The sequence below is a fragment of the Streptomyces sp. NPDC000345 genome, assembly GCF_042898825.1.
GTDB lineage: Bacteria > Actinomycetota > Actinomycetes > Streptomycetales > Streptomycetaceae > Streptomyces.
Genome location: NZ_JBIAZE010000006.1, coordinates 156,488 through 170,895, shown reverse-complemented (window position 1 = coordinate 170,895; position 14,408 = coordinate 156,488). Strand labels below are relative to the sequence as shown.

At 70.0% G+C, this 14,408-nt stretch carries 12 protein-coding genes and 2 pseudogenes; 5 read left to right on the top strand and 9 right to left on the bottom strand.

Translation table 11 applies throughout. The features are described 5' to 3' along the window. The first annotated feature begins 121 nt into the window (after positions 1 to 121). Together ACFY30_RS16550 and ACFY30_RS16545 are read left to right on the top strand one after the other, a co-directional pair. Positions 122 to 1,825, top strand: a complete 1,704-nt coding sequence (locus ACFY30_RS16550) for a fibronectin type III domain-containing protein (protein WP_390845891.1) — start codon at positions 122 to 124, stop codon at positions 1,823 to 1,825. A gap of 63 nt (positions 1,826 to 1,888) precedes the next feature. Beyond that, entirely contained in the window at positions 1,889 to 2,323 is a 435-nt protein-coding gene (locus ACFY30_RS16545) for a hypothetical protein (protein ID WP_390845890.1), read from the top strand. A 62-nt stretch (positions 2,324 to 2,385) separates the two neighbouring features. Here ACFY30_RS16545 and ACFY30_RS16540 read toward each other — a convergent pair whose 3' ends face one another. The 5 genes from ACFY30_RS16540 to ACFY30_RS16520 form a co-directional block, all read right to left on the bottom strand. Then, entirely contained in the window at positions 2,386 to 2,847 is a 462-nt protein-coding gene (locus tag ACFY30_RS16540) for a heat shock protein transcriptional repressor HspR (RefSeq protein ID WP_390845889.1), read from the bottom strand. Positions 2,848 to 2,852: 5 nt separating this feature from the next. Next, positions 2,853 to 4,025 (bottom strand): molecular chaperone DnaJ, encoded by a 1,173-nt coding sequence (gene dnaJ, locus ACFY30_RS16535; RefSeq protein WP_390659232.1) that lies wholly within the window; start codon positions 4,023 to 4,025, stop codon positions 2,853 to 2,855. A gap of 33 nt (positions 4,026 to 4,058) precedes the next feature. Then, positions 4,059 to 4,727, bottom strand: a complete 669-nt coding sequence (grpE, locus tag ACFY30_RS16530) for a nucleotide exchange factor GrpE (RefSeq protein ID WP_390845888.1) — start codon at positions 4,725 to 4,727, stop codon at positions 4,059 to 4,061. Further along, the gene (gene dnaK / locus ACFY30_RS16525; protein ID WP_390845887.1) at positions 4,724 to 6,562 is read right to left on the bottom strand and encodes a molecular chaperone DnaK; all 1,839 of its coding nucleotides are present in this window, start codon (positions 6,560 to 6,562) and stop codon (positions 4,724 to 4,726) included. Before dnaK ends, grpE begins: the two co-directional genes overlap by 4 nt. Positions 6,563 to 6,657: 95 nt before the next feature. Continuing rightward, positions 6,658 to 7,875 carry an MraY family glycosyltransferase gene (locus tag ACFY30_RS16520; protein ID WP_390845886.1) on the bottom strand — a complete coding sequence of 406 codons (1,218 nt, stop codon included), beginning with the start codon at positions 7,873 to 7,875 and terminating at the stop codon, positions 6,658 to 6,660. A 219-nt stretch (positions 7,876 to 8,094) separates the two neighbouring features. Between ACFY30_RS16520 and ACFY30_RS16515 the strand changes: the two genes are divergently transcribed. After that, a complete protein-coding gene (locus ACFY30_RS16515) occupies positions 8,095 to 10,374 on the top strand; it encodes a (Fe-S)-binding protein (RefSeq protein ID WP_390845885.1) in 2,280 nt (759 codons plus the stop codon). 174 nt (positions 10,375 to 10,548) lie between these two features. Further along, entirely contained in the window at positions 10,549 to 11,619 is a 1,071-nt protein-coding gene (locus ACFY30_RS16510) for a Yip1 family protein (protein WP_390845884.1), read from the top strand. A gap of 95 nt (positions 11,620 to 11,714) precedes the next feature. On the opposite strand, the gene ACFY30_RS16505 is transcribed toward ACFY30_RS16510, so the two are convergent. From ACFY30_RS16505 to ACFY30_RS16490, 4 genes and pseudogenes are all read right to left on the bottom strand, one after another. Beyond that, a complete protein-coding gene (locus ACFY30_RS16505) occupies positions 11,715 to 12,569 on the bottom strand; it encodes a DUF2637 domain-containing protein (RefSeq protein WP_390845883.1) in 855 nt (284 codons plus the stop codon). Positions 12,570 to 12,583: 14 nt separating this feature from the next. Then, the gene (locus ACFY30_RS16500; protein ID WP_390659224.1) at positions 12,584 to 12,763 is read right to left on the bottom strand and encodes a hypothetical protein; all 180 of its coding nucleotides are present in this window, start codon (positions 12,761 to 12,763) and stop codon (positions 12,584 to 12,586) included. 332 nt (positions 12,764 to 13,095) lie between these two features. Then, positions 13,096 to 13,425 (bottom strand): annotated as a pseudogene (locus ACFY30_RS16495) (phosphoribosyltransferase); the annotation flags it as partial. 131 nt (positions 13,426 to 13,556) lie between these two features. Further along, a pseudogene (locus ACFY30_RS16490) lies at positions 13,557 to 14,038 on the bottom strand (hypothetical protein); the annotation flags it as partial. A 129-nt stretch (positions 14,039 to 14,167) separates the two neighbouring features. Here ACFY30_RS16490 and ACFY30_RS16485 point away from each other — a divergent pair. Next, a complete protein-coding gene (locus tag ACFY30_RS16485; RefSeq protein WP_390845882.1) occupies positions 14,168 to 14,293 on the top strand; it encodes a hypothetical protein in 126 nt (41 codons plus the stop codon). Positions 14,294 to 14,408: the final 115 nt, after the last annotated feature.

The window sequence follows — 14,408 nt, the reverse complement described above, 5'->3', positions numbered from 1 at the left end:
CTCTCCTCAAAGCCGGCTTCGGGAACGGGCGAAGGGCCCTACAACCAACGCCGGCCCTCGCGAGTCGTGATCATGACGGGCTTTCCTCGTACACGCCCGCCCTTCCCGACCAGAGGATCGAATGAAGCCAGCCAGACTCGCGACGGTCGTCGTGCTCGCCACGACCGGCGGTCTCCTCACCGCCGCCATCGCCGCGCCCGCCTCGGCCGTGACGAGCTGCACCTCTCCGGTGTACAAGCGTCAGTTCTTCGCGAACACCACCTTTTCGGGCACCCCGAAGAAGACGGACTGCGACGCGACGATCAGCGAGAGCTGGGGCACGAAGGCCCCCGCCTCCGGTCTGCCCACGAACAACTTCGGCGTCCGCTGGACGGTGACACGGGACTTCGGCTCCGGCGGCCCCTTCACCTTCGCGGTCGCGGCCCAGGACGGCGTCCGCGTCTACCTCGACAACGTCCGCAGGATCGACGTCTGGAAGAACGTCTCCTCGACCGTCTCCAGGACCCTCAACCTCACGATCCCCCAGGGCAGTCACACCCTCCGCGTGGACTACGTGAACTGGACCGGCGGCGCCGACGTCAAGTTCGCCTACACGCCCCGCACCTCGGCGACGGTCGACAAGACCGGGCCGCTCACGCCGACCGGCCTCGCGGTCGCCTACGACACCGCGACCGCCCAGACGAAGCTCACCTGGACGAAGAACAAGGAGATGGACCTCACCGGCTACCGGGTCTACCGGCGCCCCGCCGACGGCTCCACCTGGACGCGGCTGGTCTCCACCGCCTTCACCGCGTACACCGACACCACGCTCCCGGTGACCGGCGCGGCCTACCTCTACGAGCTGCGGGCCTACGACACGGCGGGGAACGAGTCGGCGGGCACCGCCGCCAGGACCGTCACCACGGTCGACCGGACCGCCCCCGCCGCGCCCGCCCTGCGTCCCACCGCGAGCGAACCGGAGGGGCTCCGGGTCGCCTGGGGCGGGGTCACGGGGGCCGCGTCGTACCGCGTGTACCGGGCGGCGAGCCCGAGCGGCGCCTACACCCGGATCGGCACCACCGACCAGACCTCGTACCTGGACTCCACCGCCGTGGAGGGCAGCAGCCACTACTACCGCGTCACCGCACTGGACGCGGCGGGCAACGAGTCCGCGCAGTCCGGCGCCGTGGTCGGCACGCTGCGGGACGTCACCCCGCCGTCCGCCGTCACCGGGGTGACGGTCACTCCCACCGCGTACGGCTTCGAGGTGCACTGGGACGCCAACCCGACCGCGGACCTGGCGAGTTACACCGTCCGCCGCGGTGAGCTCTGGGGCGACGAGGGGGACGAACAGGTGTGCTCCCTGTACCCCGGCTACTCCGTGCCCGCCGGGACCACCTCCTACGCGTACACCACCCTCCCCGACGGCGAGGAGTCCTGCTTCATCGTCGACGCCCTCGACGACGCCACGAACTCGTCGTTCGCATCGACCGGCGAGGCACAGACCGTGGTCGCCACCGAGCTCGACATGACGCCGGGCGTGGCCACGCCCGAGGGGTCGCCGCTGACGCTCACGGCCGAGGCGGCCGAGGGCGACGAGGGCAACCGGCTCACCTGGCAGGGGCTCGCCGACTCCGCTCCGGAACAGGCCGGCGGCTACCGCGTCCACCGCTGGAACCCGCAGACCTCCGCCTACGAGACGATCGCCGAGCTCCCCAGCGGTGCCCCGGAGTACTTCGACACCGGCGTGCCGCGCGGGACCACCTCCTTCTACTGGGTCACGGCGGTGGCCGAGGACGGTTCCGAGTCCCTGCCGGCGGGCGACTGGACGGTGACCGCGCCGTAGCGGACGGCGGCGGGCCCGTCAGCCCCCGCCCCGGCCGGCCCCGAGAAGCTCGGCCACACGGCCGTGACCACGACCACGTACCAGGACGCCCACGTCGCGGACGGGGAGAACCTCTGCTACGTCGTCCGGCCGGTCGACTTCGCCGAGAACGTCGGCGCCGGCACCACGGCCGACGTCACCGAGCACGATCTGCGGCCCACCGTGGAGACCCCCGCCGGGGCCACGCACGCCGCCTCCGCGTCGTTCTCCAGCTCCGGCAGTGTGCGGGTGAGCGGCTGGTCGCCGGCGGGCACGGAGGAGTACGAGCGGTTCCGGGCCGCCCGCTGGAACCCGCAGACCGCCGCCTTCGACCTCCTTCCGGACTCGGACTACGAGCCGCTCCACGACGAGAACGTCCCCACCGGAACATCCCTGTGGTACCAGGTCGTCGGGGTGCGCGCGGACGGCACGACCTCCCTGCCGGTCCTGGTGAGCGTGGCCGTACCGCCGTCCTCCTGACGGTATGACGAGGGCCCGGAGGATCAGGTGATCCTCCGGGCCCCTCGCGCGTGTGCCGTCGGTCAGTCCTTCGGCTTCTTCGGCCGCCACACCACCAGCGCGCTGGTCTGCTGGACCTCCTGGTACGGGACCAGGTCCCGGCGGTAGGAGGCGTGGACCGCGGCCTCGCGCTGCTGCATCGCCGCCGCCGCGCCCTCCAGGGCGTCCTGGAGTTCCGCGACCCTGGACTGGAGAGCGGCGACCTGGTTCTCCAGTTCGATGATGCGCTTGATGCCGGCCAGGTTGATGCCCTCGTCCTGCGACAACTGCTGGACGGTGCGCAGCAGTTCGATGTCGCGGGCCGAGTAGCGGCGGCCCCGGCCGGCGGTGCGGTCGGGGGAGACCAGGCCCAGGCGGTCGTACTGGCGCAGCGTCTGCGGATGCAGGCCGGAGAGCTGGGCCGCCACCGAGATGACGTAGACCGGGGTCTCCTCGGTCAGCTCATACGGCCCACGAAAACTGTCACCGCGCCGACGGCCGTCCATCACTCTCAAGCTCCCTTCGCGGCCTCGAACAGCTCAGCCCGCGGGTCCTCGCCCGCGGTCGCCTCGCGATACGCCTCGAGCGCGTCACGAGCCTTCCCCGTCACGTCCTTCGGGACACTCACCTCGACGGTGACCAGCAGGTCGCCGCGGGTGCCGTCCTTGCGGACCGCGCCCTTGCCCCGCGCCCGCATGGTGCGGCCGTTGGGGGTGCCGGGCGGCAGCTTCAGGGTCAGGGAAGGGCCCCCGAGGGTGGGGACCCTGATCTCGCCGCCCAGGGCCGCCTCGGCGAACGTCACCGGCACCGTCACCGTCAGGTTGTCGTCCTTGCGGCCGAAGACCGGGTGGCTGCCGACGTGGACGACGACGTAGAGGTCGCCCGCGGGGCCGCCGCGCTCGCCCGGGGCGCCCTTGCCGCGCAGCCGGATGCGCTGCCCGTCCGTGACCCCGGCCGGGATACGGACCTGCATGGTCCTGGACGACTTGGCGCGGCCGCTGCCCTTGCACTCCAGACAGGGGTGCTCGGCGATCAGACCGCGTCCCTTGCAGTCCGGGCAGGGGTCGGTGAGGGAGAAGCCGCCGCCCGAACCCCGCGCGACCTGGCCGGTGCCGACGCAGGTCGGGCACACGCGCGGTGTGCCGTTCTTGTCGCCGGTGCCGGAGCACGCCTTGCACGGGGACTGCGAGGACATGCGCAGCGGGACCGTCGCGCCCTCGATCGCCTCCGTGAAGGTCAGGGTCACCTCGGTGTCGATGTCCTGGCCGCGCCGGGGCTGGGTACGGGAGGTACCCGTGCCGCCGCGGTTGAACAGGCCCCCGAAGACGTCCCCGATGCCGCCGCCGAAGCCGCCCGGGCTCCCGCCCTGGGCGCCGCCGCCGAAGAGGTCGCCCAGGTCGAAGTTGAAGGAGCCGCCGGCGCCCGGTCCGGGGCGGAAGCCGCCGTTGCCGAAGAGGGCGCGTGCTTCGTCGTACTCCTTGCGCTTCTTGGGGTCGCCGAGGACGTCGTTCGCCTCGGAGATCTCCTTGAAGCGCTCCTCCGCCTTGGCGTTGCCCTTGTTGGCGTCCGGGTGGAACTCGCGGGCGAGCTTCCGGTACGCCTTCTTGATCTCGGCCTCGGTGGCGTCCTTGGGGACGCCGAGGACCTTGTAGAAGTCCTTCTCGATGAAGTCCTTGGTGCTCATCCTCGACGTCCCTCCTCTCTCATCGGTTCAAGCTCAGCCCTCGTCCGGGCCACCGCTCTCCTTGTCGTCCGCCGCCTCGGCCGGGGCCGCGTCCGAGGACTCGGCCTTCACCGTCTGGGCCCCGGGCTGGGGCTCGGCGACGGCCACCCGTGCGGGGCGGATGGTGCGCTCGCCGATCCGATACCCGGGCTGCAGAATCGCCACGCACGTCGTCTCGGTGACGTCGGGCGCGTACGAGTGCATCAGGGCCTCGTGGATCGTCGGGTCGAAGGGCTCGCCCTCCTTGCCGAACTGCTGCAGACCCATCTTGGCCGCCACGGTCTCCAGCGACTCGGCGACGGACTTGAAGCCGCCGACGAGCTCGCCGTGCTCGCGGGCGCGGCCGATGTCGTCGAGCACGGGCAGGAGCTCGGTCAGGAGGTTCGCGATGGCGATCTCCTTGACCGCGATCCGGTCGCGCTCGACCCGGCGGCGGTAGTTCTGGTACTCGGCCTGGAGGCGCTGGAGATCCGCGGTGCGCTCGCCGAGGGCGGTGCGCACCTGGTCCAGCTGGGCCACCAGACCCGCTGTCTGGTTCGCGTCCCCGGCCGGGGCCGCCCCCTCCCCCGAGGAGGGGGAGGCGGCCTTCGGCTCGGCGTCGTCAGGGGTGGCGCCGGAGGGGACGTCGGGCTTCTCCTCGAAGCCCGGAGTCTCCTCCGTCACGCGGCACCGTCCTTGCGCTCGTCGTCCACGATCTCGGCGTCCACGACGTCGTCGTCGGCCTTCGGGGCGTCACCCGCGCCGCCGGCGGTGGCCTGCGCGGACTGGGCGTCGGCGTACATGGCCTGGCCGAGCTTCTGCGAGACGGCCGCGACCTTCTCGGTGGCGGTACGGATCTCGGCGGTGTCCTCGCCCTTGAGCTTCTCCTTCAGCTCGGCGACGGCGGACTCGACCTCGGTCTTGATCTCGCCGGGGACCTTGTCCTCGTTGTCCTTGAGGAACTTCTCGGTCTGGTAGACGAGCTGCTCGCCCTGGTTGCGGGCCTCGGCGGCCTCGCGGCGGCGGTGGTCCTCGTCCGCGTACTGCTCGGCCTCCTGGCGCATGCGGTCGACCTCGTCCTTCGGCAGCGAGGAGCCGCCGGTGACGGTCATCTTCTGCTCCTTGCCCGTGCCGAGGTCCTTCGCGGTCACGTGCATGATGCCGTTGGCGTCGATGTCGAAGGAGACCTCGATCTGCGGGACGCCACGCGGGGCCGGCGGCAGACCGGTCAGCTCGAACATGCCGAGCTTCTTGTTGTACGCCGCGATCTCGCGCTCGCCCTGGTAGACCTGGATCTGCACCGACGGCTGGTTGTCCTCGGCCGTCGTGAAGATCTCGGACCGCTTGGTCGGGATCGTGGTGTTGCGCTCGATGAGCTTGGTCATGATGCCGCCCTTGGTCTCGATGCCGAGGGACAGCGGGGTCACGTCGAGGAGCAGGACGTCCTTGACCTCACCCTTGAGGACACCGGCCTGGAGCGAGGCGCCGATGGCGACGACCTCGTCCGGGTTCACACCCTTGTTGGCGTCCTTGCCACCGGTCAGCTCCTTGACGAGCTCGGCGACGGCGGGCATACGGGTCGAACCGCCGACGAGAACGACGTGGTCGATCTCGGAGAGGTTGATGCCGGCGTCCTTGATGACGTTGTGGAACGGCGTCTTGCAGCGCTCCAGAAGGTCGGCCGTCAGCTGCTGGAACTGGGCGCGGGTGAGCTTCTCGTCCAGGTGCAGCGGGCCCTCGGCGGACGCGGTGATGTACGGCAGGTTGATCGAGGTCTCGGTGGACGAGGACAGCTCGATCTTCGCCTTCTCGGCGGCCTCGCGCAGACGCTGCAGGGCCATCTTGTCCTTGGCGAGGTCCACGCCGTGGCCGGCCTTGAACTGCTGCACCAGGTAGTCGACGACGCGCTGGTCCCAGTCGTCACCACCGAGGTGGTTGTCGCCGTTGGTGGCCTTCACCTCGACGACGCCGTCACCGATCTCCAGGAGGGACACGTCGAAGGTGCCGCCACCGAGGTCGAAGACGAGGATCGTCTGGTCGTCCTTGTCGAGGCCGTAGGCGAGCGCGGCCGCGGTGGGCTCGTTGACGATGCGAAGGACGTTCAGACCGGCGATCTCGCCGGCCTCCTTCGTCGCCTGACGCTCGGAGTCGTTGAAGTAGGCGGGGACGGTGATGACCGCGTCGGTCACCTTCTCGCCCAGGTAGGCCTCGGCGTCCCGCTTCAGCTTCTGCAGGATGAACGCGGAGATCTGCTGCGGGTTGAAGTCCTTCCCGTCCAGCCCGATCTTCCAGTCGGTGCCCATGTGGCGCTTCACCGAGCGGATGGTCCGGTCCACGTTCGTGACCGCCTGGCGCTTGGCGACCTCGCCGACCAGCACCTCGCCGTTCTTGGCGAAGGCGACGACGGACGGCGTGGTCCTGGCACCCTCGGCGTTGGTGATGACGGTGGGCTCGCCGCCCTCCAGAACGCTGACGACGGAGTTAGTCGTGCCCAGGTCGATGCCGACCGCACGTGCCATGGTGATCTTCCTCCAGCTGACTTGAGTGGAACGGACTCAAGTGTGCACGAGCCCCGCCGCTGGGTCAACAGACCTGAGCCAGGGGGACTCAACTCTTATCCGTTCCTTACACGCAAGGAGCCGTTGACCTGGGAAGACGCATCCCGGTCGACCGGACGATCACCCGATTCAGGGGGCCCGTCCTCGGACTCGGGTTGACGCCGGGGGCCGTACACCGCCGCCCCCCGAGCGGCCTGACGGACACCCTGCCGACGACCGGGGCGGGCGTCCGGGCGGGCATCGGGACGGGCGTCGCGGCGGCCGGCACGCGCGGGTGCGGCACCGTACGCACCACGCGCGCGTGGCGGGCCGTACACCGGCACCCGCAGCAGCCCGAGGACGACGACCAGCACCGCGCCCGCCACCCACCACCCCGCCTGCGCGCCCACCCAGCCGGCCTGGGCGAGCGTCCCGACGAGTACCCCGGAGAAGGCCGCCACACCGGCCAGCACCGTCACCCCCTGCGGGGTGAGCCCGAGCCGCCGCAGCCGGTGCGCGAGATGGTCGGGGCCCCCCCGCAGCAGGGGCCGCCCGGCCAGCCGCCGCGCCACGGCGACGAGGACGGCGTCGGCGACCGCGACCGCCGTGAGGGCGAACAGGACGCCCGCCCCCTCGGCCGCGTCGCTGCCCGCGCGCACGGTGACCGCGACGGCGGCCAGCAGGAAACCGGCGAAGAGCGAGCCGCACGCGCCGAGCGCCACGCGCGCGGGGGGCCAGTTGTGCATCAGGAAGCCGGTCAGCGCGGCGGCGAGGACGCTCAGCAGCACGGCCGGCCCGTCCATCACCTCCACGGCGGCGCACCCGGCCGCCCCGAACGCCGTGACGACACCGACCGTGCCGGCCACCCCGTCCGCGTGGTCGAGGGACCGGAAGGCCAGCGCCACGAAGGTGATCCACCCGACGGCGGCCACCCCGGCCACCGCTCCGGTCTCCCCGTACGGCACGACGAAGGCGGCCGCCACCGCCGTACCGAGGACAAGGAGCCGGGACGTGAGCCGCCACAGGTCCGCGACCAGTCCGAGCCCCGCGACGGCGCCCGCCGCGACGAGCAGCGCGCCGGCGTCCTCGCCGAGCGGGGCGATGCCCCACCAGTCCCCGGCGACCGCGACGAGGCAGGTGGCGAGGACGACGGCGAGCCCTCCGGACAGCGGCACCCGCCGCTGTCGCTGCCGCCGTTCGACGAACCCCAGACGCAGGGCGGGCACCCGCAGCAGGGCGGCGAGAACGGCGGCGAGGAGAAGGGCGGTGGCGGCGGAGGCGATCCCGTAGAGCACGGATATAAATTAGTCACAAATGTACCAATTTGGTACGAATAACACGGTCAGACTCTGAGGTGACCCTCAGCGATCCAGATCACCCCGCCGCCCGCTACAGTGCGGCGCAGGATAGGGGTAGTCTCAGACGGACTGCATAAGTTACCGCTTAGTAATCTCGGGAAGCCGTTTCCCGAAGTCGTTTCCCGAAGACCCCTCGCAGGCCCGAGGAGCCCCCTCATGCAACTCGCCGCGATCATCGTGTCGCTGGTCCTGACCGTGGTCGGCGTCGCGCTGCTCGCACGCGCCATCGGTCAGTTCGTCCGCTACTTCAAACTGGGCCAGCCGGTCCCGGCCGGCGCCCGGACGGACAACCCCTACGCGCGCAGCGTGACCCTGGTACGGGAGTTCCTCGGCCACACGCGGATGAACCGCTGGGGCATCGTGGGCTTCGCCCACTGGTTCGTCGCCGTCGGCTTCCTCACCCTGCCGCCGACCCTGGCGCAGGCCTTCGGCCAGCTCTTCGAGGCCGACTGGACGCTGCCGGTCATCGGCGGGTTCCTGCCGTTCGAGATGTACATCGAGTTCATCGGCGTGATGACGGTCCTCGGCATCGCCGTGCTCATCGTGATCCGCCTGCTGAGCCTGCCGTCGCGCGCGGGCCGCAAGTCCCGCTTCGCCGGCTCCAAGGCGGGCCAGGCGTACTTCGTCGAGTACGTCATCCTCACCATCGGCCTCGCGATCTACGTGCTGCGCGGCCTCGAGGGCGCGATCCACCACGTGGAGCACTACGAGGCCGCGTACTTCGCCTCGTACCCGCTGGTCCTGGCGTTCAAGGGCCTCGGCGTCACCACGCTGCAGAACCTGATCTACCTGACCGCGATGGTGAAGATCAGCACCTCGTTCATCTGGATGATCGTGGTCTCGCTCAACACCAACATGGGCGTCGCCTGGCACCGCTTCCTGGCGTTCCCGAACATCTGGTTCAAGCGCAACGCGGACGGCGCCACCGCCCTCGGCGCCCTGCAGCCGATGACCTCCGGCGGCAAGCCGATCGACTTCACCGACCCCGGTGACGACGACGTCTTCGGCGTCTCCCAGGTCGAGCAGTTCTCCTGGAAGGGCCTGCTGGACTTCTCCACCTGCACCGAGTGCGGCCGCTGCCAGTCGCAGTGCCCCGCCTGGAACACCGGCAAGCCGCTCTCCCCCAAGCTGCTGATCATGTCCCTGCGGGACCACGCCCACGCCAAGGCGCCCTACCTGCTCGCGGGCGGCGGCAAGACCATGGAGGGCGAGGAGAAGGCGTCCGAGGAACAGCTCAAGGACGTCCCGGCGGCGGCGCTGGCCGAGGCCGAGCGGCCGCTGATCGGCACCGCCGAGGAGAACGGCGTCATCGACCCGGACGTCCTGTGGTCCTGCACCACCTGCGGCGCCTGCGTCGAGCAGTGCCCGGTGGACATCGAGCACGTCGACCACATCGTCGACATGCGCCGCTACCAGGTCATGATCGAGTCCAGCTTCCCCTCCGAGGCGGGCACGATGCTCAAGAACCTGGAGAAGAAGGGCAACCCCTGGGGCCTGGCCAAGAAGCAGCGCCTGGAGTGGACGAAGGAAGTCGACTTCGAGGTGCCGGTCGTCGGCAAGGACATCGAGGACCTCTCCGAGGTCGAGTACCTGTACTGGGTCGGCTGCGCCGGCGCCCTGGAGGACCGCGCCAAGAAGACCACGAAGGCGTTCGCGGAACTCCTCCACATGGCGGGCGTCAAGTTCGCGATCATGGGAGGCGACGAGAAGTGCACCGGTGACTCCGCCCGCCGCCTCGGCAACGAGCCCCTGTTCCAGGAGCTCGGCATGGAGAACGTGGCCGCGCTGAACATGGCGTTCGGCGAGGATGACGAGGACGAGTCGACGAAGAAGCCGAAGTCGGCCAAGAAGATCGTCGCCACCTGCCCGCACTGCCTCAACACCCTCGGCAACGAGTACCCGCAGCTCGGCGGCGACTACGAGGTCATCCACCACACCCAGCTGCTGCAGCACCTGGTGGACGAGGGCAAGCTGATCCCGGTGACCCCGGTCGAGGGCATCATCACGTACCACGACCCCTGCTACCTGGGCCGCCACAACAAGATCTACACGCCCCCGCGCGAGATCATCGCCAACGTCCCCGGCCTGCGGAACGAGGAGATGCACCGCCACAAGGAGCGCGGCTTCTGCTGCGGCGCCGGCGGCGCGCGGATGTGGATGGAGGAGCGGATCGGCAAGCGGATCAACAACGAGCGTGTCGACGAAGCCCTTTCGCTCAACCCCGACATCGTGTCGACGGCCTGCCCCTTCTGCCTCGTCATGCTGACCGACTCGGTCAACGGCAAGAAGAACGACGGCAAGGCCAAGGAGTCCATCCAGGTCGTGGACGTCGCCCAGCTGCTGCTGGAGTCGGTCAAGACGCCGGTCACCGACGACGAGCCCCCCGCGGGCGCGGCGGAGACGGAGAGCGAGCCGGAGCCCGCGCCGGTGAAGTAACCCCGGCCGCGTGCAACGCCGTTCGGCGCCCCCAGGTCCACTCGGGCCCGGGGGCGCCGTCGTCCCCGCCCGAGACCACCGGCGGCCACGGCCTGGCCGGCACCGTTTCCTGAGGACCCCTCAGACCGACACCCTGACGCATCACTGACACGACCCCATGACATCCCTTAGGGGATGTCACAGGTCGGCCGCAAAGCCGGGCCCTGGAGCCGCGGCCCGGCACGTCATCCGCCGAGACCAGGTACGTTCGAAGACGTGGCTGGATTCAGGATCGGACGCGGCGGCCGGGACAACCGCGCCCCGCAAGCGCGACCGCAACACCCTCCCTACGGGCAGCAGGCGCCCCAGGGGCAGTCGGCGCGGCCCTCGGGGCCGTCGTACGGCTACCCGCCGGCGCAGCAGCCCCACCCGCAGACGCGACCGCAGTACCGCGGCGGGCAGCAGCAGCCGTACGGCGGCTCGGGCGGCGGCGGATGGCCCCAGGGGAACGGCGGTCAGGGCGGCGGCGAACCGGAGTACTTCGGCGACGGCGGCTACCCGTCCGGCCCCGCCGGCGGCGCCGACCCGTACGCCGCGAACAACCCGGGGCACACGCAGGCGTTCTCGGTCGACGACCACGCGCCGTACGGCGGTCAGGGCGCCCAGGGCTACTCGGGCGGCGAGACCTACCACGCCGGCTCCACCGCCCCCTCGGGCCCGATCGGCCCGCGTCTGCACTGGAAGGACCTGCTGCGGGGGATCGTCCTGTCCCCCAACCAGACCTTCCTCCAGATGCGGGACTACACGATGTGGGGTCCCGCCCTCGCCGTGACCTTCCTCTACGGCCTGCTCGCGGTCTTCGGCTTCGACGGCGCCCGTGAGGAGGCGATCAGCGCCACCCTCTCCAACGCGATCCCGATCGTCCTGATGACGGCCGTCGCGATGGTGCTGAGCTCCTTCGTCCTCGGCGTGGTCACGCACACCCTGGCCCGCCAGCTCGGCGGCGACGGCGCCTGGCAGCCCACGGTCGGCCTCTCCATGCTGATCATGTCGCTGACGGACGCGCCGCGCCTCGTCGTGGCGATGTTCTTCGGCGGCGACGCCTCCTTCGTGCAGCTGCTGGGCTGGGCCACCTGGGTGGCGGCCGGGGCCCTGCTGACCCTGATGGTCAGCCGCTCCCACGACCTGCCCTGGCCGAAGGCGCTGGGCGCCTCGGCGATCCAGCTGATCGCGCTGCTGTCGATCGTGAAGCTGGGCACCTTCTGACCCGTCCGCCGACACGCGTGAGGGGCTCCCGTCCTGGACGGGAGCCCCTCTTCGCCGCGCCGGACCACACCTCGGCCGCCCGGGCGGACCGGGCGCTACTGCCGGTGGCGGCGCGTGGGCTGTCGCGGGGGCAGGGTCAGGGTGATCTGCCGGACGAGCTGCTGGAAGCAGGCCAGGGACGCCAGGGCCGGCAGGACGGCTCCGGCGACACCGGTGAACGTCTTCTCCGCCTGAGCCACGCACAGCATCATCGCGACGGAGGAGAACAGCACGACGATCAACCACGAGTGCAGGGCGCGGCGCTGGTGCAGGGCGGTGCGCAGGATGGAGAGAGAGGCCACCATCCAGGGGCCGTACACGAGCAGAGGCCACCAGGGAACGACCTCGTTCTCCGCGCCGGCCGGGATGTTCTGCAGCGGCGCGTAGGCCACCATGCCGCCGAAGACACTGACCATGGCCACGATCACGGCGACGACCGCGATGATCGCGAAGCTGCCCGTCTGCAGCCACGCGAGGCGCATTTTCCGCACCGGCGCCTTGCGATGCCCCGCGGAGGGGTGCCGGATGGGCGGCAGCTGAGCGGTGATCTGCGCCAGGTTCTCCATCGGGTCGGTGAAGTCGACGCCGGGTGACGGCTCGTTGCGCGGCGGCTGGAGGGTGGCCGCCTGCTCCGTCTGCCCCGCCTCCTGCAGGAGGTAGGCGAGTTCCTCGACGGGGTCCCAGCCCGGCTCGGGGGAGCTCAGAGGGGACCCCAGGGGGGACCCGAGGGGCGAGCCGAGGGGGGACCCCAGGGAGGAACCCAGGGGAGAGCTCAGGGGGGACCCGAGGGAGGACCCCGCGTGCAGGTCGTCGACCGGGCCACTGTGCCAGCCGGAACCGGACCCGTAGGGGTACGTGTCGGAATACCATTCACGCCACGCAAAGGAGGGTTCCGCATAGTCGTGATTCATGGAATCCGCCCTCGTCACACGCGGTCTGCGTGACAGCCGAGTTCTCCCTGGCCGTTCCACCGCTGATTGAGTTCCTCCTGGATCGCCTCCAGCAGCGACAGGAACTCCCGGAGCAGGGGCTCGGTGGCCAGGGGCTCGCCCCGTGCACCGTCGCCGCGCAGGGTGCTGTGACCCCCGAGCGCCGAGTACGCCACACCGGGTGTGTAAGTGTGTTTACCCGCTGTCACATGACGGGCCGCAGGCAGATTATCCTTCCTTGCGCTGCGGTGAGGCAGGCCCAGGGACCTTTCTTTCTTCATGCTCCGCTAACGCTGTCCGCCCTCCCCCAGATGCGCGGCAAATGAGTGACCCTGCCGTAGGAAAAACAGCCACGAGGGTGTTTTTAAATATTTCCCCGAAGTACCGTCCGGCACTTTATTAGTCGAGTGGTTTGTCTACTGAAATCTTCTTCAGCAGCGCAGGGGGGACGAGGAGCAGCGGGCCGGGGGACCGGCGCCGCCGGGCTCCGCCCGCGCTCACCGCCGGATCAGAGCGCTTCCCTGGACGGGGTGACCGACTCCCCCGACTTGCGTACGACGGGCAGGACGCTCCACGGGAAGTTGATCCAGTCGTCGGTGCGGCGCCAGACGTACTCGCACTTCACCAGCGACTGCGACTTCTCGTAGATCACCGCGGAACGCACCTCGGCGACGTGGTCGAGACAGAAGTCGTGCACGAGTTTCAGCGTCTTGCCGGTGTCGGCCACGTCGTCCGCGATCAGCACCTTCTTGTCGGTGAAATCGATCACGTTCGGAACGGGGGCCAGCATCACCGGCATTTCCAGCGTCTGGCCCACGCCGGTGTAGAACTCCACGTTAAAGTCAAGAGGTGCAATCACCAGGGAAAATTCCTGGAGTTTGCACCTCAACTCAGCACCTGCTCAGCACAGGCTGCCGAGTTCCTGTTGCTCAGCCCGCCTTCTGGATCTGCCAGGCGCGGGATTCAGCGGGCGAGGTCGACGGCGACGCCCCACGGGTGCCGCTGGACGTGTTCGGGGTGGCGGTAGGAGAGCATGCCCCCCACCACGTTGAGCTGTCCCACCACAGCCTTGCGGTGCAACCCGGCAAGCGCGGCACCCTCGCCCACCAAGCTGCGCCGGTTGAGCATGAGGTCCATTCCCGTGAATTCGGTGGGGACCGCGTTCGTTCGGCGCCCGCGGCACACTGTCCGGATGTTTTACACCCCCGCCGCCAGGCCGTTTCCCTGTACGCCGTCCTGGACCAGACCGAGTCCCTCGATGGTCATGACGCAGTCGAGACGCTCGGTGAACAGAGCCCCGGCACCCGCGCACAGGACAGCGCGGTTTCAGCCCCTGTCGCTCTGGTGGGCCCATAGCCGACGCCTGCCTGCTGACCAGCATCGCAAGTGTGCCCTTGGGCCAGCCGGTCAGGCCGAACGTCCACAAGTCGGGTGTTGGGTTGTCCGCTCACGTAAGCCCCCCAGGTCCTCGGCTGAGTTGACAGTGGCCGAGCGACTATTCGCCAGGGTTCGCCGGGGTGCGGTAGATGGTGCGCCTGCAGTCCGCGATGAAAGGCTCACTTGGCGGAAGGGAGGTAAACATGAAGCAGGTCAAACGGGACAGTCGCCGTAAGCAGCTCGATCCGGCCATGCGCGCGCAGGTGATCATTGCCGTTCTCGGCGTGGTGAGCGCGGTGGCAGGATGCGTCGCGCAGTTAGCACGGTAGAGCGGGCACAGACAGGTAGGGGCACCGGACGGCACAGTCGCGACCTGCGTGAAGCGGGTCCGACCGGCACATGATCGGCCGGCCCCACCTCAACGCCCACACGCCCGGCCGGGGT